General features: G+C 71.3%; 15 protein-coding genes and 2 pseudogenes. 5 read left to right on the forward strand and 12 right to left on the reverse strand.

Annotated elements, in window-relative coordinates; translation table 11 throughout:
* Nucleotides 1-90: 90 nt before the first annotated feature.
* The 3 genes and pseudogenes from ACWGI8_RS19375 to ACWGI8_RS19385 form a co-directional block, all read right to left on the reverse strand.
* Nucleotides 91-1,128, reverse strand: coding sequence for a sugar ABC transporter substrate-binding protein (locus tag ACWGI8_RS19375; protein ID WP_453662429.1), 1,038 nt, complete (start codon nucleotides 1,126-1,128; stop codon nucleotides 91-93).
* 38 nt (nucleotides 1,129-1,166) lie between these two features.
* Nucleotides 1,167-1,404, reverse strand: a pseudogene (locus ACWGI8_RS19380) (SDR family oxidoreductase); the annotation flags it as partial.
* A 236-nt stretch (nucleotides 1,405-1,640) separates the two neighbouring features.
* Nucleotides 1,641-1,895: pseudogene (locus ACWGI8_RS19385) on the reverse strand (hypothetical protein); the annotation flags it as partial.
* A 256-nt stretch (nucleotides 1,896-2,151) separates the two neighbouring features.
* Here ACWGI8_RS19385 and ACWGI8_RS19390 point away from each other — a divergent pair.
* Complete coding sequence (locus tag ACWGI8_RS19390) at nucleotides 2,152-3,153, forward strand: PAC2 family protein (RefSeq protein WP_453662431.1); 1,002 nt, start codon at nucleotides 2,152-2,154, stop codon at nucleotides 3,151-3,153.
* 59 nt (nucleotides 3,154-3,212) lie between these two features.
* Here ACWGI8_RS19390 and ACWGI8_RS19395 read toward each other — a convergent pair whose 3' ends face one another.
* The 6 genes from ACWGI8_RS19395 to ACWGI8_RS19420 all read right to left on the reverse strand — a co-directional run bounded on the left by ACWGI8_RS19395 (nucleotide 3,213) and on the right by ACWGI8_RS19420 (nucleotide 11,046).
* The gene (locus tag ACWGI8_RS19395; protein ID WP_453662433.1) at nucleotides 3,213-4,190 is read right to left on the reverse strand and encodes an SMP-30/gluconolactonase/LRE family protein; all 978 of its coding nucleotides are present in this window, start codon (nucleotides 4,188-4,190) and stop codon (nucleotides 3,213-3,215) included.
* A gap of 216 nt (nucleotides 4,191-4,406) precedes the next feature.
* The gene (locus tag ACWGI8_RS19400; protein ID WP_453662435.1) at nucleotides 4,407-7,451 is read right to left on the reverse strand and encodes an NPCBM/NEW2 domain-containing protein; all 3,045 of its coding nucleotides are present in this window, start codon (nucleotides 7,449-7,451) and stop codon (nucleotides 4,407-4,409) included.
* 101 nt (nucleotides 7,452-7,552) lie between these two features.
* Nucleotides 7,553-8,782, reverse strand: a complete 1,230-nt coding sequence (mshC, locus tag ACWGI8_RS19405; RefSeq protein ID WP_453662436.1) for a cysteine--1-D-myo-inosityl 2-amino-2-deoxy-alpha-D-glucopyranoside ligase — start codon at nucleotides 8,780-8,782, stop codon at nucleotides 7,553-7,555.
* Nucleotides 8,783-8,907: 125 nt separating this feature from the next.
* Complete coding sequence (locus tag ACWGI8_RS19410; protein ID WP_453662438.1) at nucleotides 8,908-9,741, reverse strand: SCO1664 family protein; 834 nt, start codon at nucleotides 9,739-9,741, stop codon at nucleotides 8,908-8,910.
* Nucleotides 9,705-10,295 carry a DUF3090 domain-containing protein gene (locus ACWGI8_RS19415; protein WP_453662440.1) on the reverse strand — a complete coding sequence of 197 codons (591 nt, stop codon included), beginning with the start codon at nucleotides 10,293-10,295 and terminating at the stop codon, nucleotides 9,705-9,707. The genes ACWGI8_RS19410 and ACWGI8_RS19415 overlap by 37 nt, the downstream gene beginning before the upstream one ends.
* A 64-nt stretch (nucleotides 10,296-10,359) precedes the next feature.
* The gene (locus ACWGI8_RS19420) at nucleotides 10,360-11,046 is read right to left on the reverse strand and encodes a histidine phosphatase family protein (RefSeq protein ID WP_453662442.1); all 687 of its coding nucleotides are present in this window, start codon (nucleotides 11,044-11,046) and stop codon (nucleotides 10,360-10,362) included.
* A gap of 97 nt (nucleotides 11,047-11,143) precedes the next feature.
* Between ACWGI8_RS19420 and corA the strand changes: the two genes are divergently transcribed.
* A complete protein-coding gene (gene corA / locus ACWGI8_RS19425) occupies nucleotides 11,144-12,127 on the forward strand; it encodes a magnesium/cobalt transporter CorA (protein ID WP_453662444.1) in 984 nt (327 codons plus the stop codon).
* A gap of 36 nt (nucleotides 12,128-12,163) precedes the next feature.
* Here corA and ACWGI8_RS19430 read toward each other — a convergent pair whose 3' ends face one another.
* Entirely contained in the window at nucleotides 12,164-12,973 is an 810-nt protein-coding gene (locus ACWGI8_RS19430; RefSeq protein ID WP_453662445.1) for a ferritin-like domain-containing protein, read from the reverse strand.
* A 225-nt stretch (nucleotides 12,974-13,198) separates the two neighbouring features.
* On the reverse strand, nucleotides 13,199-14,248 hold the full coding sequence (locus ACWGI8_RS19435; RefSeq protein ID WP_453662447.1) for an LLM class F420-dependent oxidoreductase: 1,050 nt from the start codon (nucleotides 14,246-14,248) through the stop codon (nucleotides 13,199-13,201).
* Nucleotides 14,249-14,385: 137 nt separating this feature from the next.
* Between ACWGI8_RS19435 and ACWGI8_RS19440 the strand changes: the two genes are divergently transcribed.
* Entirely contained in the window at nucleotides 14,386-15,369 is a 984-nt protein-coding gene (locus ACWGI8_RS19440) for an aldo/keto reductase (RefSeq protein WP_453662448.1), read from the forward strand.
* Nucleotides 15,366-17,693 (forward strand): helix-hairpin-helix domain-containing protein, encoded by a 2,328-nt coding sequence (locus tag ACWGI8_RS19445; protein WP_453662450.1) that lies wholly within the window; start codon nucleotides 15,366-15,368, stop codon nucleotides 17,691-17,693. The genes ACWGI8_RS19440 and ACWGI8_RS19445 overlap by 4 nt, the downstream gene beginning before the upstream one ends.
* Before the next feature lie 187 nt (nucleotides 17,694-17,880).
* On the opposite strand, the gene ACWGI8_RS19450 is transcribed toward ACWGI8_RS19445, so the two are convergent.
* The gene (locus tag ACWGI8_RS19450; RefSeq protein ID WP_453662452.1) at nucleotides 17,881-18,558 is read right to left on the reverse strand and encodes a hypothetical protein; all 678 of its coding nucleotides are present in this window, start codon (nucleotides 18,556-18,558) and stop codon (nucleotides 17,881-17,883) included.
* 47 nt (nucleotides 18,559-18,605) lie between these two features.
* Between ACWGI8_RS19450 and ACWGI8_RS19455 the strand changes: the two genes are divergently transcribed.
* Nucleotides 18,606-18,794 (forward strand): DUF5703 family protein, encoded by a 189-nt coding sequence (locus tag ACWGI8_RS19455; RefSeq protein WP_137990344.1) that lies wholly within the window; start codon nucleotides 18,606-18,608, stop codon nucleotides 18,792-18,794.
* The last annotated feature ends 9 nt before the right edge of the window (nucleotides 18,795-18,803 follow it).

Here is an 18,803-nt window from a genome sequence, read left to right on the forward strand (position 1 = left end):
TCCTTGTAGCGGAGCTACCAGGGCTTTTGGCCAACGCAGCGAGGGTGCGTGCCGGGCGGCGCGACAGGGCAAAGCTTGCCGGGAGGGGCACTAGCTCTTCTTCTCCAGCTGGTTGGCCCAGAGCTTCGGGTCGTCCACGTTGTTCTTGGTCACGAGCGGCGCGGGGAGCTGGTCCTCGTAGCCGCCCGGGATCTTGATGATGGTGGAGTCGTGGTCGGTCGGGCCCTCCTTGAACGTCTTCCCGTCCAGGGCGGCCTTCGCGTAGAAGAGCGCGTACGTGGCGTAGAGGTCGGCGGGCTGGGAGACGGTGGCGTCGATCTTCCCGGCGCGGATTGCGGCCAGCTCCTCCGGGATGCCGTCGTTGGAGATGATGGTGATGTGACCGGGGGCGCCCGGCGCCTTGAGGAGTTCCTTCTGCTCCAGCAGGGCGAGGGTGGGCTGCAGGAAGACGCCGCCGGCCTGCATGTAGATGCCGTTGATGTCGGGGTGGGCGGCGAGCGTCGACTCGAGTTTGGCGGAGGCCACGTCGCCCTTCCAGTCGGTGGCCAGCTCGAAGACCTTGATGCCGGGGAAGTTCTTGTCCATGCAGGACTTGAAGGCCTCGGAGCGCTCCGAGCCGTTGATCGAGAACAGATCGCCCTGGAACTCGACCACCTTGCCCTTGCCCTTGAGCTGCTCGCCGAGGTACTGGCAGGCCTTCTCGCCGTAGGCTCGGTTGTCGGCACGGACCACCATGTAGACGCTGCCCTTGTCGGGGCGGGTGTCGATGGAGACGACCGGGATCTTCTTCTCTTCCAGGATCTGCAGGGTCTCGGCTGTCGCGCCGGTGTCCTGCGGGGCCATGACGACGGCCTTGGCGTCCTGGTCCATGAAGTCCAGGACGTTGGAGACGAGCTTTCCGATGTCGTTCTGTGAGTTGGTCAGCGGGAGCGCGTCGACCTTGCCGTCCTTGACACCCTTCTCGATGTACTGCTGGTACGAGTTCCAGAAGTCGCTGTCATTGCGCGGCAGATCGATGCCCACCTTGCCGGCGCCTGAGCCGCCGCCCTGGTCCCGGTTGCAGCCCGCGAGGGCCGTCACGGCCAGAAGTACGGCGCAGGCCGCGACACTTGTCGTACGCACTCTCATGGTCCTGTCTTTCTACGGTTGTCGGCTCATATGGCGGCTCAGGTGGCGGGGCGCAGGCGCAGGCCCTGCATTCCGCCGTCGACCGCGAGTGCCGTGCCGGTGACGGCGGCCGCGGCGGGACTGGCGAGGTAGACGACGGCGGCCGCGACCTCGGCCGCGGCGACCAGCCGTCCGGCGGGCTGGCGGGCTTCGAGCGCGGCCCGCTCGGCGGCAGGGTTGTCGGCCTGGTCGAGCAGCCGGCCGCCAGGGGGTGCCGGCCGTGCCGGGGTTGACGCCGCGACCGCCGCGCTGAACTCCTCGGCTGCGGTGGTGCGGCGGGCCTGCCAGACGAGCTCTTCCGGACAGCGGTGCGCGGCGAGCGACTCGGGCCGCATCCGGGCGGAGAAGCCCGGGGCGCGCGGCGCGACATAGTGCCCGCCCTCGACGACGGCGGAGTCGGTGAAGTGTTGCCCGGCGCGTACCGCGGCGTGGCCGAGGACGTCGTCGGGGCTGGTGGGCTCCTCGATCCGGTGCGGCTGGTACGGAGCGAGGGCTTCCATCCAGCGCAGGGCATCGGCGACGTCCCAGCGCTGGTTGGCGTCCACGGCGATGCCGGGGTTCATGGCGTCGGATCCGTCGAGTTGTTCCGAGGTGGGGAAGCGGATGTCGTGGACCTCGAACCCTGTGACGGTCTGACTCATGCACGCCCCCGACGGTAAGTACGGCAAGTTCGACAAGTTCGGCGAGTCCGGTGAGTCCGGTGAGTCCGGTGAATACGTCCAGAACATCGGACCAGAACACCGGACCAGGACATCGGACCTCTTGCGGTCATCCGATGTATAGCGCCCGCTGCGACCGTCAGTCCAGGGCCGGGACAGAATTCATCGGTCACAGCTCGGATGAATCTGCGGCTGGAACTGGTATTCCTCTGACCTATGCCCCTGCCGTATGGAAGTTCACCCGGCCGTGCAAGGGGCTGCGGGCGGGCGCCCGCGAAGCCGTAAGGTTGGGGCGTACGAAAGGGAACGTCGGAAGGAGGCCTGGGTGATCGAGCTCGAGGGGGTTCCCGAGCTGATCGACCCGGTCATGGTGGCCGCGTTCGAGGGCTGGAACGACGCGGGTGACGCCGCCTCCACCGCTGTCGCGCATCTGGACCGGGAATGGAAGGGCGAGGTGTTCGCGGCGCTCGACGCCGAGGACTACTACGACTTCCAGGTCAACCGGCCCACGGTTTGGCTGGACGGCGGGGTACGGAAGATCACCTGGCCCACGACCCGGCTCTCCGTGGTCCGGGTCGGTGGCGAGAAGCCTCGCGACCTGGTGCTGGTCCGCGGGATCGAGCCGTCCATGCGCTGGCGCTCGTTCTGCAACGAGCTGCTCGGCTTCGCCCATGAGCTGGGCGTCGAGATGGTGGTGATCCTGGGCGCGCTGCTCGGCGACACCCCGCACACCCGCCCGGTGCCCGTCAGCGGTGTCACCTCGGATCCGGACCTGGCGCGGACCATGGACCTGGAGGAGACCCGTTACGAGGGCCCCACGGGCATCGTCGGCATCCTCCAGGAGGCGTGCACGCACGCCGGGGTGCCGGCCGTGTCGCTGTGGGCCGCGGTGCCGCACTATGTGTCACAACCGCCCAATCCGAAGGCGACGCTGGCGCTGCTGAACCGGCTGGAGGACCTCATCGACCTCCGTATCCCGCTGGGCGAGCTGCCCGAGGACGCGCGGGCCTGGCAGCTCGGGGTGGACCAACTGGCCTCCGAGGACAGCGAAGTGGCGGAGTACGTGCAGACACTGGAGGAGGCGCGGGACACCGCGGAACTTCCCGAGGCGTCCGGCGAGGCCATCGCCCGCGAGTTCGAGCGGTATCTGCGGCGGCGGGACGGAGGACCCGGCCAGGCGCCGGGCGGTCATGCCACGGAGAGCGGGGACGGCTCGTACCTGCGGGACACCTCCAGCGGGCGGACGCGGCCGCCGAAGCCACCGAGGGCGGAGCCGGAGCCGGGGCCCGAGGACGACTCGGACTCCACGGACACGTCCGAGGAGTGAGCGGGACGACGAGCGGGGCGGTGCCGCACCGGCACCACCCCGCTTCGCCGTTCACGCGCTCACACCTGGTCGACCGCCACCACGTCGTACTCGACGCCGGGCGCCGGCTCCACGTCGAAGCGGGCGTTCGGCAGATAGATCCGGTCACCAAAGGCCGCGGCCGTCGTCGGGATCCGGAAGCGCTCCGGGTCGGCGATCCGGGCGATCGCCCTGCCCCTGGTGCCCGACTCGTTCAGCCGGACCACATCGATCTGGTTCAGTTGCTGCTGCACGATGTACAGGACCCTGCCGAGCAGCAGAATGCCGTCCCCGAACGGGATCTTGAGGCCACCGAGGTCGACCTTGCGGGCGACGGCCGTGTGCGGGTCGACGCGCATCAGCGAGCCGCCGTCCACCACGGTGTTCACCACCAGCAGAGCGCACCCGTCGGGCGTCCGCTCGATGCCGTTGGCCGTGAAGTCCGGGCCCTGCGCCCAGTCGCCGCTCAGCGGTACGGTCGCCACCTCGCGGGCCGGTTCGCCGTGCCGGTCCAACGACAGCCGGTAGAGCTGAGGTTGGAAGGAGTCCGTGAACCAGGCCGCGCCCGGGGTGAGGATGACGTCGTTCACCATGGTGCTGGGCGCGCCGACGGTGAAGTTCCTGACGAGCTCCCCGGTGTGGGCGTCGGCGACCCTGATCTCGCGGCTGTAGCCGCCGGAGAGGAACAGCCGCCGCTCCTGCCGGTCGATCTTCAGCCCGACGGTCATGTGTCCGGCACCGAGCCCCTTGCTGATGACCCGGCCGCGGCCGGTGGCCAGGCTCGCCCGGTACACATCGCCGTTGACGAGGGAGCCGAAGTAGGCGTACGGGGTGCGTCCGATGGTGATGCCCTCGGGTGCGAACCCGCTCGGCAGGGGGAAGCCTGTGGGCCAGAGTTCACCGCCGGCGGCGGATCCGTCGGCCGCGTGAGCCGGCCCGGCCAATGGTTGCAGGAGCGCGGCCGTGCCGAGCGCGGCGGCCGCTCCGAGAAGCTTTCTGCGTGCGAAGGAACGTTCCACTGTGCGTCCTTCCGACAAATGATCGACAGATGCTGATACCTCACCACACACCGGGCACCCTCGCACCGCGAATCATGAAGCGGAGGAGAGGGTGCCGGACGGGCACGGGCCCGCCCGGCACCGGATGGTGACGAACCGTCAGTCGTCGTACGGGCTGTCAGCCGGCGTACGGGCCGTGCAGGCCGCCGTACGAACGGTCAGCCTGCGTACAGGCCGTCAGCCGCAGCGGAATCGGGCGGCCGCCCAGTCCGCGTGGTCACCGCTCTTGGAGCCGTTGGTGTCGGTGACCTTGAGATGGACGTGCCGCGCCCCCGTCACATCGACCTCGGCCGGTACGGTCGCGGACGCGCCGCTCAGCTTGGGCGAGGTCCACAGCACCTTGCCGTCCGCCTCGACCGAGAAGGCCACTTCGCCGTAGCCGTTGATCTCGTCGTCGATGCCCACGTCGGCGGTGAACGCGGTGCAGCGGCCGCCGAGGTAGACCTCGATGTCGGAGTCGGCGTGTGCCCCGATCCCCTTCTCGTAGGTCTGTCCGGCGAGGGTGAGCGGATGTCCGTCGCTCGCACCTGATTCGCCGTTGCTGCGGTCCCGTTCGGGCGGACCCCATCCGTTGGTGGACTTCAGCCAGACCAGATCGCTCGCCCAGACGTCGCCGGCCGGTGGCTCCGGCATCACTCCGGCCGCGAACCGCTGGACGGCGGTACGGGATTCACCGGCGGACCGGTAGCGGGCGGTGGCCGTCAGCGTCGCCTCGCCGGGCTTGACGTCCTTGGCGGGGGTGACCGCGACCTCGACGCGCTTCGTGCTCCCCGCGGGGATACGTTCCACGGTCGCCGCGGGCGTCACCTGCCAGCCCGCCGGGGCGTCCAGCGAGACGGACACCCCGGTCGCGTCGCGGCTGCCCGCCGTGACGTCGACCGCGACCGTGCCCGGCGTACCGGCGCCCAGTTCCTGTCCCCCCGGCGCGGCGACGACGGCCGCGGCTCCCGGGACGGCGCCGCCGACCGCCGCCGTGTTCTTGAGCTCCAGCTCGAAGCCACGGTCGGTGCGCAGGGCGGCGGTCTTGACCTTGACCACACCGCCACGGTCGTCCCGGTCGTACCACCAGCCGTGGCTCGCCGCCTCGTACGCCGCCTCGGAGGAGAGCCGGGGCAGCGTGCGGCCGTCGAGTTCCACGGCGCTCGGTGCGTCACCGGTGTGCAAGGTGAAATGGTACGGCCGCGCCGTCTGCTTGCCCGTGAAGGAGCCCTTGCTCGGGCCGATCCGCACGCTCACGTCGCCCGCGCCGCGGCGTGGGGCCTCGACGTCGGCGCGCTGGGTGGCGTACTTGCCGGCCTGGTGTGCGCGCGTCACTCCGTCGTCCTCGTAGAGAGTGAAGGACGACGTGCCCTGCGGGTAGATGTCCCAGGCCAGCGGGGAGTCCGCGGTGCGGTCGGCGTACGAGCGGATGCCGCCGGGCCACATGGGGACGGTGGCGCCGGCGCGGACGAACAGCGGGAGCGTGTCGAGCGGGGCACTGTAGTTGTCGACGGTGACCGGGCCTTCGTAGGTCCGTCCGCTCCAGTAGTCGACCCAGGTTCCCTTGGGCAGATAGATGCCGTCGCGCTGCACGGCGTCCTGGTAGACGGGTGCGACGAGGAAATCCTTGCCGCTGAGGAACTCGTACTTCGCGGCGTCCGTCGCCGCCTTGGGATCGTCCGGGTACTCCAGCACGAGCGGACGGGCGAGGCCGACACCGGTCTTCGTCGCCTCATGGGCGTGCGAGTAGATGTACGGCAGCAGGGACTCGTGGAGCTTGAGGTAGTCGCGGTTGACCGACGTGTAGGGCTCGCCGTAGCGGAAGGGCTGCTTGTCGCTGGCGGCCCAGCCGTCCATGGTCATCGTGACCGGGAGGAACATCTTCCACTGCAGATCGCGGGTGTACGTCTTGGGGCTGCCGCCGAAGATGCCGTCCACGTCGCCCGTCGTGTACGCGAGGCCGGACATGGACGCGCCCGCGTAGGTCGGGATCTGCCAGCGGATGTACTCCCAGGTGCCGGACTGGTCGCCGGACCACTGGACGCCGCAGCGCTGGGCTCCGGACCAGCTTTCGGGCGCCCAGGTGAAGCCGCGGGCGTCACTGTTCGCCTCGATGCCGGCGTGGGCGTCCTTGCAGCCGTCGAGGGCGAACTTGTAGCCCGCGCCGACCCAGGCGACGTCGAGCTTGGCGACGCGCTGGCCGGCCTTCACCTGGTCGGCGAGCTTGCCGAGGCCGTCCTCGGTCCACAGGCCGAGCTGCATCTTGCGCTTTTGGAGGCCCTGGGCGGTCTCGGCGAGGTTCTCGTAGCCGCAGCCGTAGCCGTCGTTGACGAGCATCCAGCCGTTGGGCATGTCGTGCTCGACGTAGCCGTCGGCGACCTTGAGTGCGTCCAGGGTGTGCCGTTCACCGCGGTTGGCGTTGTGGAGATAGCAGTCGGCGTCGCCGATCTCCAGGCCGTAGACGGGCGGCATGAAGGGCTTGCCGGTGAGCTGGGTGTACTGCCCGATGACGTCCTTGGCGCTCGGCCCGGCGAAGTAGTAGGCGTCGAAGCGCTGTTCCTTCGCGGTGGTGGTCACCGGCTCGCCGAAGACATACGTGTTGGGCGCGTAGGTGTTGCGGTAGACGCCGTAGCCGGCCGAGGAGAGGTAGAACGGGACGGAGTTGGGGTGACCGCCGTCGTTCCAGTTGTAGTCGACGCCGACCTCGACGGTCTTGCCGCGGTGGGAGGTGTTGCCGCGGCCGTTCTGCATGCCGGCGCCGTAGTACTGCTCGTCGGCGCCACGGGCGAGGCTCTGGGTGGTGGTCGTGCCGGTCCAGGTCAGGCCCTTGGTCTCGGCCCAGAGCTGGGTGCCGTCGGCGCGGTGGAGCGCGAAGCGCAGCGGTGACTTGTAGGCGCGCAATGTCACCTTTGACGTACTGAGTTCGTAGCGGTCGCCGCGGTCCGTCCAGCGGGTCGCGGGCGGTTTGCCCTGCGGCAGGACGATGTCGGTGCCGGTGGGGTCGGTGAACCTGCCGTCCGGGGCGAGTTCGAGGCGGAAGGTCTCCGCGGAGACGAAGCTGACGCGGGCCTCGGCCTGCCCAGCGGTCAGTCGGTAGACGAGTCCTTCGGCGGTGAAGCCGGTGACGTCCCCGACGGTGGTGGGAGCCGGGTCGGCCTGGGCGCTTCCCGGTCCCGCGAACACCGTGAGGAGACCGAGCAGGGCTCCGGCCACCGCCGCTCTGATGCGCATTGGTGATTGCATAGGGCCTACTTAGCGCAGAAACGAGCATGTGACCATGGACAAAACAGACCCGCCCCCGGACTCGGGTCGAGTCCGGGGGCGGGTTTCGGAATGGGACGGGACTACAGGGCGACGCCCAACAGGGCGTCCACGGCACGCGACACCAGACCGGGTGCGCTCTCGTCCGTGCCGCCTTCGGCCTGCTGGCGCTCGGTCCAGCGGTCGACGGCGGCCAGCGCGGCGGGGGCGTCCAGGTCGTTCGCCAGGGCGTCGCGGATCTCCTCGACGAGCGCGTCGGCGGACGGCCCGTCAGGACGGGACACGGCGGCGCGCCAGCGGCCGAGGCGGGCCACTGCGTCCTGCAGGACCTGGTCGGTCCACTCCCAGTCGGCGCGGTAGTGGTGCGAGAGCAGCGCCAGCCGGATGGCGGCCGGGTCGACGCCCTCGCGGCGCAGCGTGGAGACGAAGACCAGGTTGCCCTTGGACTTGGACATCTTCTCGCCGTGCAGGGCGACCATCCCGGCGTGCACATAGGCCTTGGCGAACGGGTACTCGCCGGTGAGGGCCTGGGCGTGCGAGGCGCCCATCTCGTGGTGCGGGAAGGCGAGATCGGAGCCGCCGCCCTGGACATCGAAGCCCATGCCGAGGTGGTCGAGGGCGATGGCCACGCACTCGATGTGCCAGCCGGGCCGGCCGGGGCCGAGGGTGCCGCCGTCCCAGCTCGGCTCGCCCGGGCGGGCGGCCATCCAGAGCATGGGGTCGAGCGGGTTCTTCTTTCCGGGGCGGTCGGGGTCGCCGCCCCGCTCGGCGGAGAGGGCGCGCATCAGGTCGGCGTCGTAGTGCGACACCTGGCCGAAGTACGGGTCGGCCTCCACGGAGAAGTACACGTCCCCGTCGAGCTCGTACGCGGCGCCGGCGTCGCGCAGCCGCTCGACGAGCGGAACGATTCCCGGTATGGCCTCGACGGCGCCGATGTAGTGCTGCGGGGGAAGCATCCGCAGGGCGGTCATGTCCTCGCGGAAAAGGGTGGTCTCGCGCTCCGCGAGTTCGGTCCAGTCCTGTCCGTCGCGGATGGCACGCTCCAGGAGCGGATCATCCACGTCGGTGACGTTCTGGACGTAGTGAACCTGCCGCTTGGTGTCGAGCCACACGCGCTGCACGAGGTCGAACGCGTTGTAGGTCGCCGCGTGACCCAGGTGGGTCGCGTCGTACGGGGTGATGCCGCAGACGTAGATACGGGCGACGGGACCGGGGTCGAGGGTGACGAGGCCGCCGGTCGCGGTGTCGTGGATCCGGAGGTCGCGGCCCGTGCCGGGCAGGGCGGGGACCTCAGAAGCGGGCCAGGCATGCATGTCATGAGCGTAACCGGATGCGCGTTCCGGATACGAACCGGATGGCTCCTCTTGGCTGGTTCGGCCCTCTTGCACCTATGACCGGGGTGGGGGTATGGCGCCCTGTGGCGGCGCTCCTGGGGTGCCTACACCGGGGGCCACGGGATCGCGGGCCAGCTGCCCGAGGGCTCCGGATGGTGGGACGTCTCACGCAGTGCCGCGATCCGGGAGCGGACGGCGTCCACCTCTGCCGGAGTGAGGAGTGCCGCGAGGCGTGCGGCCAGGGGGCCGTCCTCGGCGAGGGACGCGGCGAGGATCCCGAGGACCTCGACGGCCTCGGGGAGCAGCGGCTCACCCGCCCATCCCCACAGCAGCGTCCGGAGCTTGTCGTCCACGTTGAACGTCACCCCGTGGTCGATCGCGTAGAGACGCCCGTCCGCCGTCGGCAGCAGGTGCCCGCCCTTGCGGTCACCGTTGTTGATCACCGCGTCCAGGACGGCCAGTCTCCGCAGCCGTGGGTCGTCGGCGTGCACGAGGAGCGCCGTCCGCCCCTCCCCGACCTCCGCCAGGGCGACCGCCTTCCAGCCGTTCCCCGGCTCGTCGTCCTCCACCAGTGCCAGCAGGGAGGGTGCCGAAGGGTCCGCTTCGATCCAGAGCTGGACCATGCCCTCGCCGTAGGGCCCGTCCCGCAGCACGGTCGGAGGCACCAGCCCCCATCCGGTCGCCTCGGACAGCTCGTACGCCGCCACCTCCCGCTGCGCCAGCGTTCCGTCGGGGAAGTCCCACAGCGGCCGCTCCCCCGCGATCGGCTTGTACACGCAGTGCGCTTCCTCGCCGTCGTACGCGACGGAGCAGTACAGAACCGCGTTCGACGCCTCGCGGACCCGGCCGCGAACGGTCAGCTCACCGTTGGTGAGCAGGTCGAGCGCCGGGTCGAGCGCGGTCACGCTCCGCGGCGGTATCCGTTCTGGCGCGGGCATACATGTCCCTCCGGGTCGAGCGGCAGGCTGCACAGGGGGCACGGCGGCCGCCCCGCGTTCACGACGTCCAGGGCACGCTTGGCGAAGGCCCTCGCCTGCGCGCCGGTCAGCCGGACGCGCAGCATCGGCGGACCGTTCTCCTCGTCCTGCAGCAGCCGTTCCTCAGCCTCCGCGAGGTCCTCCTCGGAGTCCGCGTCCAGCTCGACGAGCGCCTGCGCCTCGACGATCATGCGCTGTTCCTCGCCGTCCCAGGCCAGCGCCATCGTGCCGACCCGGAACTCCTCCTCCACCGGCACGTCGAGCGGCGCGGTGTCGGCGATGTCCGCGGGCGCCATGGCAGGCACCGGGGCGTTGCCCCCGGTGCGCCGCACGACCTCGTCGAGCAGTTCATCGATCCGCTCGGCGAGCGCGGCCACCTGGGTCTTCTCCAGGGCCACGCTGGTCACCCGCCCCCCTGCGGAAGCCTGCAGGAAGAACGTACGGCGTCCAGGCAGCCCGACCGTACCGGCCACGAACCGCTCCGGTGGGTCGTAGAGGTACACCTGACGGGACACGTCCTGTCTCCCTTGGATCAGTGGTGGGGTCGTTTCGGCCCGTCCACCCTACTGCGCGGATCGATCACGGTGCGCCCGCGCCGCCGCCGACCACCGCGGACCCGTCCTTGCCGTTCTCCCGCGACTTGAACGCGCCGAGGTCGCCGGTGTCTCCCAGCCGCAGCAGGAAGGGGCGGAGCCGGGTGTAGCGGATCGCCGTCACGGAACACGGCTCGACGTGGAGCCGCTGGAAGAGGTCGAGGTGCATGCCCAGGGCGTCGGCCACCACCGACTTGATGATGTCGCCGTGCGAGCACATCAGATACACGGCGTCCTCGCCGTGCTCCTGCTCGATGCGCGCGTTCCAGTCCCGTACGGCCTCGACGGCCCGCGTCTGCATGGCGCGCATCGACTCGCCGCCGGGGAACGCCGCGGCGGAGGGGTGCTGCTGCACGATCTTCATCAGCGGTTCGTCGGCGAGTTCGGCGAGCTTGCGGCCGGACCAGTCGCCGTAGTGGCACTCGCCGATCCGTTCGTCGGTGTGCAGCGGCAGTTCCGGCCGTGCGTCGAGCAGCGGCCGCAGGGTCTCTTGGCAGCGCTCCAGGGGGCTGGTGACGGCCGCGGCGAGCTGCACGTCCGCGAGCCGTCCGGGCAGCGCGGCGGCCTGCGCGGCGCCGCGGTCGTCGAGGACGACGCCGGGCGTCCAGCCCGCGAGCACCCCCGCGGTGTTGGCGGTGGACCGTCCGTGGCGTACGAGGATCAACGTGGCCATGGCGGCCAGCCTAGGCCCTGTCCGGGCGACCGCATACGCCGAGGCATCTCCCTGCCGTGGGGATGCGGGCGGACGGCGGGCGCGGAAGAATGCGCCCGTGATCGTCGACTACGCCATCTACCGGGAGGGCCGCCGCACCAAGGGTCCCGACGACTTCTCCGACGCGCTCGCCGAGGCCCGCGCGACCGGGGACGCCTTCCTGTGGATCGGGCTGTACGAACCGACCCAGGACGAGTTCGACCTCGTCAGCAGCGAGTTCGGGCTGCACCCGCTGGCGGTCGAGGACGCGCTCACGGCCCATCAGCGGCCCAAGCTCGAGGTGTACGACGACTCCCTGTTCATAGTCCTCAAACCGGTGGCGTACGAGGCGAAGAGCGACACCGTCTCCGCCGACGAGGTGATGGTCTTCATCGGTGACTCGTTCGTGGTGACGGTCCGGCACGGGGAAAGCGCGCCACTGCATGCGGTGCGGGTGCGGCTGGAGGCCGATCCGAACGTGCTCAAGCACGGCCCGACGGCGGTCCTGTACGCCGTCGCCGACGCCATCGTCGACCACTACATCGACGTCGCCGGCGAGCTCCAGCTGGATCTGGAGGGGATGGAGGCGGAGGTCTTCGCGCCCATGAGAGGGGACACCCGGAACACTGCCGCCAAGATCTACAACTTCAAGCGGCAGGTGCTGGAGTTCCGCCGGGCCACCGTGCCTCTGGCGTTGCCGATGGCCCGGCTCGCGGGGGCGGCCGTGCCCTTCGTGCATGAGCACTCGCAGCCGTTCTTCCGGGACGTCAACGACCATCTGACACGCGTCAACGAACAGGTGGAGGGCCTCGACAGGCTGCTCTCGGACATCCTGTCCGCGCATCTCGCGCAGATGGGCGTGCAGCAGAACGACGACGTACGGAAGATCTCCGCGTGGGCGGCCATGATCGCCGTCCCCACCATGGTCGCCGGGATCTACGGCATGAACTTCGACCACATGCCCGAGCTGCACTGGGGGTGGGCGTACCCGGCGCTGATCCTGGGCATGGCCGCGGTGGTGATCGGGCTGCACCGGCTGTTCAAGCGCCGCGGCTGGCTGTGATCCGGGCTTGCGGTACCCCGGACGATGTGCCGTGCCTCAGACGACGGTGGCCGTGGTCGCCGGACCTCCCCCTGCCTCCGGCGGGGGGACCCCCAGGGCGTCGCGCCGCTCGGGCATCGTCAGAGTGACCATGCGCCGCCAGCCGCCGGCGCGCTCGTACGCGTACATGGCGTGGATACCGGCGGCAAGCGCGGCGGACTTGGGCCTGGGCCACTTGAGCAGCCCGGCCATGTGGGACATGACGGCGAGGCTGACGTCCCGGTAGATCGCGATCTCGGTGAGGGCACACTCGCGCAGGGTGCTCTGGATGGCACGGCCGTGGCCGGCGTAGGCGAGGCGGAGCAACTCCTCGTGGCAGTACGCCAGGTGGTTGTCCTCGTCGTGACAGATCTGCTTGATGGCCTTGCCGACCTCGGGGTGCTCGCCGAAGTACTTCACCAGCATGTCCATCTGGTCGGCGGCGCGCTGCTCGGTGACCCGGCTGTGCGAGAGGTAGACGACGATGTCGTGCTCGGTGAGCGGCACGTCGCGGCGCAGCTTGTCGTGAGCGAGGCCGATGCCCCGGCGCTCCAGCAGCATCGTGTAGTCGGTCTCGGGCGGGACCTCGACCGGGTCGAGGCCCCGCTTCTTCAGCAGCCCGTTGAAGAGGCGGCCGTGCTTGTCCTCGTCGGCGGCGTGCCGGGTGATCTTCGGGGCGAGGTCCCGCATGGTGTCGGGGACGAGCGCGGCGATCCGGCCGTTCTCCCAGCCGCCCTGGGTCTCGCCGCTGGCCGCGATCGAACAGAAGAGCTGGTAGGAATCGTCGTTCTCGAGGATTTCCTGGAAAAGGCTCCGGGCCGAGAGCATCACTGCCACCTCCGTCAGGTGTCCGCAAAGAACGAGTCAAATGCGGACAGGACGGACCGGCAACAGCAGCGCCGGACGACTCGGCCGAATGAGAGCGCCGGGGGCGGGCGGCGGGGGGTGCGGCAGGGCGCGCGGGGAGCGTTACCGAGGGGGCTGTGGCGCGTTATCAGCGTGACGGCCGTGGCGGGGATGACCCCGAGCCCCCACCACGGCCGCAGATGTTTCTCAGGCGAGGCCGGAGCGCTCCAGGGCGTCCGTGCCGGCCCGCAGGGCGGCGAGCCGCTCGTCGAGGGTGAAGCCCGCAGGGGCCAGGGTCAGGGTGGTCACGCCGGCCGCGGCGTACGCCTGCATCCGCTCGGCGATCCGGTCGACGGAGCCGAGCAGGGTGGTCGAGTCGATCAGCTCGTGCGGTACGGCGGCGGCGGCGCCGTCCTTGTCGCCGGAGAGGTACTTGTCCTGGATCTCCGCGGCTTCCTTCTCGTAGCCCATGCGCTGGGCGAGCTGGTTGTAGAAGTTCTGCTTGCGGCTGCCCATGCCGCCGACGTACAGCGCGGTGTACGGCCGGAACATGTCGGCCAGGGCCTTGACGTCGTCGCCGACGGCGAGCGGCACGGTGGGGCAGACGTCGAAGCCGTCCATGGTCTTCCCGGCCTTCTCGCGGCCCGCGCGGATGTGACGGATCGCGGTGTCCTCCAGGTGGTCGGCGGAGGGGAAGATCAGCAGCGCGCCGTCGGCGATCTCGCCGGTCTGCTCCAGGTTCTTGGGGCCGATGGCGGCGATGTACAGCGGGATGTGCTCGCGCTGCGGGTGGACGGTGAGCTTGATCGGCTTGCCCGGGCCACCGGGCAGCGGAAGGGTCCAGTGCTCGCCCTCGTACGAGAGGCGCTCGCGGGTCATCGCCTTGCGGACGATCTCGACGTACTCGCGGGTGCGGGAGAGGGGCTTGTCGAACTTGACGCCGTACCAGCCCTCGGAGACCTGCGGGCCCGAGACGCCGAGGCCGAGGCGGAAGCGGCCGCCGGAGAGCGAGTCGAGGGTGGCGGCGGTCATCGCCGTCATCGCGGGCTGGCGGGCGGGGATCTGGAGGATGGCGGAGCCGACGTCGATGCTCTCGGTCTGCGCGGCGACCCAGGCGAGCACGGTCGGGGCGTCGGAGCCGTACGCCTCGGCGGCCCAGCAGACGTCGTAGCCGAGGCGGTCCGCCTCCTGCGCGACGGCGAGGTTGTCGCCGTCCATCCCCGCGCCCCAGTAGCCGAGGTTGATGCCGAGCCGCATACCGCTCCCCTTACCGATGAGTAACGTCCCTTGGCGGGGACTCTAGCGCGGGCGGCCGGGATCCGTCAGCGCCGGCTCGGGGGCGAGTTGTCCACAGGGTCGCTCCGGGTGGGGCTGTGGCCAGTAATCTCGCGGCCATGGAGCAGAGGCATCTCGGCCGTACCGGCCTGCGTGTGTCCCGGATCGGGCTCGGCACCCTGACGTGGGGGCGCGACACCGACGAGCACGACGCCGCCGACCAGTTGAAGGCCTTCTGGGAGGCGGGCGGCACGCTGGTCGACACGGCGGATGTGTACGGCGGCGGGGATGCCGAGTATCTGCTGGGGCAGCTGGTGGAGCGACTGGTGCCGCGGCGCGATCTGGTCATCGCCACGAAGTCGGGCAGCGTGCTCGACCCGGACCGCCGGTTCGACGGCTCGCGAGGTCATCTGCTGGCGGCGCTGGACGCGTCGCTCGAGCGGCTCGGCACGGACCATGTGGACCTCTGGCAGGTCCACGGCTTCGATCCGCACACCCCGCTGGAGGAAACCCTCCAGGCGCTGGACGTCGCGGTGAGCAGCGGCCGGGCGCGCTATGCCGGTGTGGCGGACTTCTGCGGCTGGCAGCTCGCGAAGGCGTCGACCTGGCAGCTCGCGGCCCCGGGCATACGGACCCGGCTGGCCAGCACGCAGATGGAGTACTCACTGCTGCAGCGCGGTGTCGAGCGCGAGGTGCTGCCCGCGGCGCTGGACCTCGGCGTGGGCCTGCTGCCGTCGTCTCCGCTGGGCCGTGGCGTGCTCACCGGCAAGTACCGGCACGGGACGCCGGCGGACTCGCGCGGGGCTTCGGAGCAGCTGGCGGCGTTCGTGGAGCCGTATCTGGACGAGGCGGCGGGCCGGATCGTGGACGCGGTGGCGACGGCCGCGGACGGACTCGCGACCACGCCGCTGGAGGTGGCGCTCGCATGGGTCCGGGACCGTCCCGGCGTGGTGGCCCCGATCGTCGGCGCGCGCAACGCGCAGCAGCTCACGGCCGCATTGTCAGTGGAGAGCCTTAGTCTTCCTGACGAGATCTGCCAGGCGCTCGACGATGTGTCGGCGCCCGTGCACCGCTATCCCGATCAGGACTGGAGCACGCTGTGACTGCGCTTCCCGGGGCGACCCCCGGATCCCCGGCCGACGACTCCGCAGCCGAGGCCCCCGAGGGCGTCGCCTCCGACGCACCCGCCCAGGCGGACCCGGGCCCCGCGACGGGCGGTCCCGATCCGGCCGACGGTGCGGGGGACGCGCGGACGGACGGGGAGACCGGCGGCGCGGACGGCGCATCGGTCGAGCCGGCGGAGTCGGGCATGGGGGCCGGCGAGAACGGTGGGGCCGACGAGGACAACACGGCGGACGAGGACGGCACGGCGGACGAGGACGGCACGGCGGACGCGGCAGGCCAGGCGGGCGAGGGCGCCGAGGTGTCCGAGGCGGCGGCCGAGGTTGCCGCGCAGCGGGAGCTGAGGGCGCGCATCGAGCAGCGGAAGGCCGAGAAGGGCGGGCCGATCGCGGCCGGCGGGAAGCTGAGCGGGACGGCCGCCGATCTACTGGCCGCGGTACGGGCCGTGGAGAGCGGGGAGAAGCCGGGGGCCGCGTTCTTCGACGCGCCGACCGCGCCCCGGCGGCCTGCGCCGTCTTCCGTGCCCGCGCCGCCCCGGCCGAGCGTGCCGGAGCCGGAGCGCGGCCCGCAGCAGGCCGACCCGCAGGCCGTGGCGGCCGTGCTGGAGGTGCTGGTGACGGGCGGGGCGCCCGAGGGGCTCGCGACGCGGGTCGCCGGGGTGCTCGGTGAGCAGGCCGCGGAGGCGCTGCGCGAGGACCCATGGCGGCTGCTGGCCGTGCCCGGGGTGCGGCCGGAGCAGGCCGACGGATTCGCCCGGGCACTGCTCGGCGCGGAGTGCGGGCCGGGTGACGCGCGGCGGGCGGCGGCGCTGGTGACCTGGCTGCTGGAGCGCGCCGCGCTCCAGGGGCACACGGCGCTGGAGTCCTCGTCCGTACGCGCCGCGCTCGCCGAGCGTTCCGTGCCCGACCCGGACGAGGCGCTGGAGCACGCCATCGGTGAGGGAGCCGTGCTGGTCTTCCAGGACGGTGCGGAGGACCGCGAGCAGGGTGAGGAGACGGCGGAGGGCGAGGAGGGCGAGGAGGGCGAGGAGGCCGCCGAGGAGCAGCGGTCCGTGCCCGTGCTGCTGGGCCTCGACCGGTATGCGCTCGCCGAGGAGAGCCTCGCGGACGGACTGGCCCGGCTGGTCAAGACGGTCCAGGAGACGTCCTTCGAGGACGCGGCGGACAAGGCCGGCTCCCCGTCGGCCGCGGAACTGATCCGTGCCGCCGCCGCGCACGGGCTCGTGGTGCACACGGGCGGCGAGGCGGCGCGTGCCGAACCGGCTGCCCTGGTCGAGACGGCCCGCGCCCTCGGGCTGCGCGCGGTGGCCGCGGCCCACAGTGAGAACGGCCGGCGCAGGCTGGGCGCCGGCGCGGTCACCGTGCAGGGGCTCCTCTCGGGTGCGCAGGGCCCGGGCAGGGACGAGGACGGCATGCTCGCCCTCGATCTGCTCGCCGTCCTCGACGCACCGCAGCTGGACGTCGAGACCGCGGCGATGCTCGTGGAGTCGCTCCCGGACGGCTGTCGGCTGGTGCTGAGCGGTGACCCCGGTGTGCTGTGGTCGGCAGGTGCGGGCCGGGTGTTCGCCGATGTGGTGGCCGCCCGTGTGTGCCCGCACATCGCGTCCCGCACACCGGACCCGGGCCCGCTGGGGGAGCTGGTCTCCGGCATCGGCATCGGTGAGCTGACGCAGGTGGACGCGCCGGGCAAGGAGGTCGTCATCGTTCCCGTGCGGGACGCGGGCGAGGCGGTGCACCGGACGGTCCAGCTGGTCGCGGACTCGGTGCCCCGCGCGATCGGGGTGCCGGCCTCGGAGACCCAGGTGATCACGGTCGGCCATGGCGGCGCCGCGGGCACCCGCGCGCTCAACGCCGCACTGAAGCAGCGGCTCAACCCCGGTCCCGGCCGCTTCGGTGGCTTCGACCCGGGCGACCGGGTCGCCCACGTCCCGGCGCCGGGCCGCACTCTGCACGGCACGGTGGTCTCGGCCGACGCGGAGGGCCTGCGGCTCGACTGCGAGGGCACGCCCGTCGTCGTACCGAAGGAGCGGGTCGAGTCGGCGGTACGGCACGGCTGGGCGCTCACGGCGCACCAGGCGGCGGGGATGCGCTGGGCCGCTGCGGTCGTGGTCCTGCCCGGTGACGCTGCGCAGAGCCTGAGCCGCCCCTGGGTCTACACCGCGTTCAGCCGCGGCGAGCGCCATCTGTCCGTGGTCCACGGCGTGGACCAGGCACTTCCGCGCGCGGTCGCGGAGGTCCCGGCTCCGGCGCGTACGACCCGGCTGCGGGTCCTGCTCGAAGGGCTCCTCACGCCCCGGACCGAGTGAACCCTTGGCCGGGGGTTCTCGGCGGCGAAAGCGTGCCGTTCCCCGGCCCGGGCAGGCGCCCGGAGGTCCGTCCGCAATCGCCGGACGGGCCCGGTACGCGCGCCGCCCACCGTCGAGAAGGGTCGGGCTCCGGGCGGTGAGGGGCGGCCCCTGGCCCACGAGGTCGGGGGCGTAAGCCCCCGACGTTTCACCTGTCAGCGGTGTCCAGGTCGTCCCGGTCCACGTCCCCCTCGTCCGCCTCCTCGTCGAAGACCGAGCTGACGTCGAAGCGGCAGACGACGCGCTCCGGATCGGCCTGGTCGAACGGGGTGCTCAGCCACTCGCCCGGCTCGGGAAGCTCCTCTGCCGCGGACACCCACAGCGTCGAGTCGCCCTCCTCCAGACCGAACTCCTTGTGCCGGGAGGCGATTTCGTCCGGTTCGAACTCACCGAAGAGCACGCCGAGCGCGGCGTGCACGCTCGTGCCGACCACCGCCGCATGCGCCTCGTCCGCGATCTCGTCGCGGTCGATATCGGCGATGCGCTGCGCCTGGGCGAGCAGCCGGTGCGGCTCCACCACGGCGTAGTCGCGGCGGATGAGGACGCTCAGCGCGTTCGGCTCGTCGGGGCCCGCGTAGGGCGGCAGGGAGTCGTCCGCTCCGGGGATCTCGAAGGGGGTTACTTCGTCGTAGCGGTCGTAGAGCCGCTCGTCGTACGCCTCGGCCGCGGCGGCAAGCGCATTGAACGCCGCGAACACCGCCGGGTCGTCCTCTCCCGTGCGGCTTTCGACCGCTTCGAGGTGACGGTCCAGCGCGGCTTTGACCGCCTCGGCGGCGGCGCGAACCTCGGCAGCCGTGGGCTGCGCAGGAGCGGAAGCATCAGACATAGTGCAGACGCTATCCGTACTGGGCCTCTGCCCGCACAATAGATGCGATGCCGGAATACGAATTTGTCGACGTGTACGTGCCTCGCGGGGTCTCCCGCAAGGAGGCCACCCGTCTGCTGACCGACCATGCCGAATACGGACACTGGGAGTTGGACCGACTGACTCTGCGCCGGGACGGCAGCCGCAGGGTGCGGTTGCGCCGTCGCATCATCCGTCAGGTACGCGCCACGTGGTGAGTCCCTGGA

It is taken from the genome of Streptomyces sp. NPDC054841 (assembly GCF_053611045.1).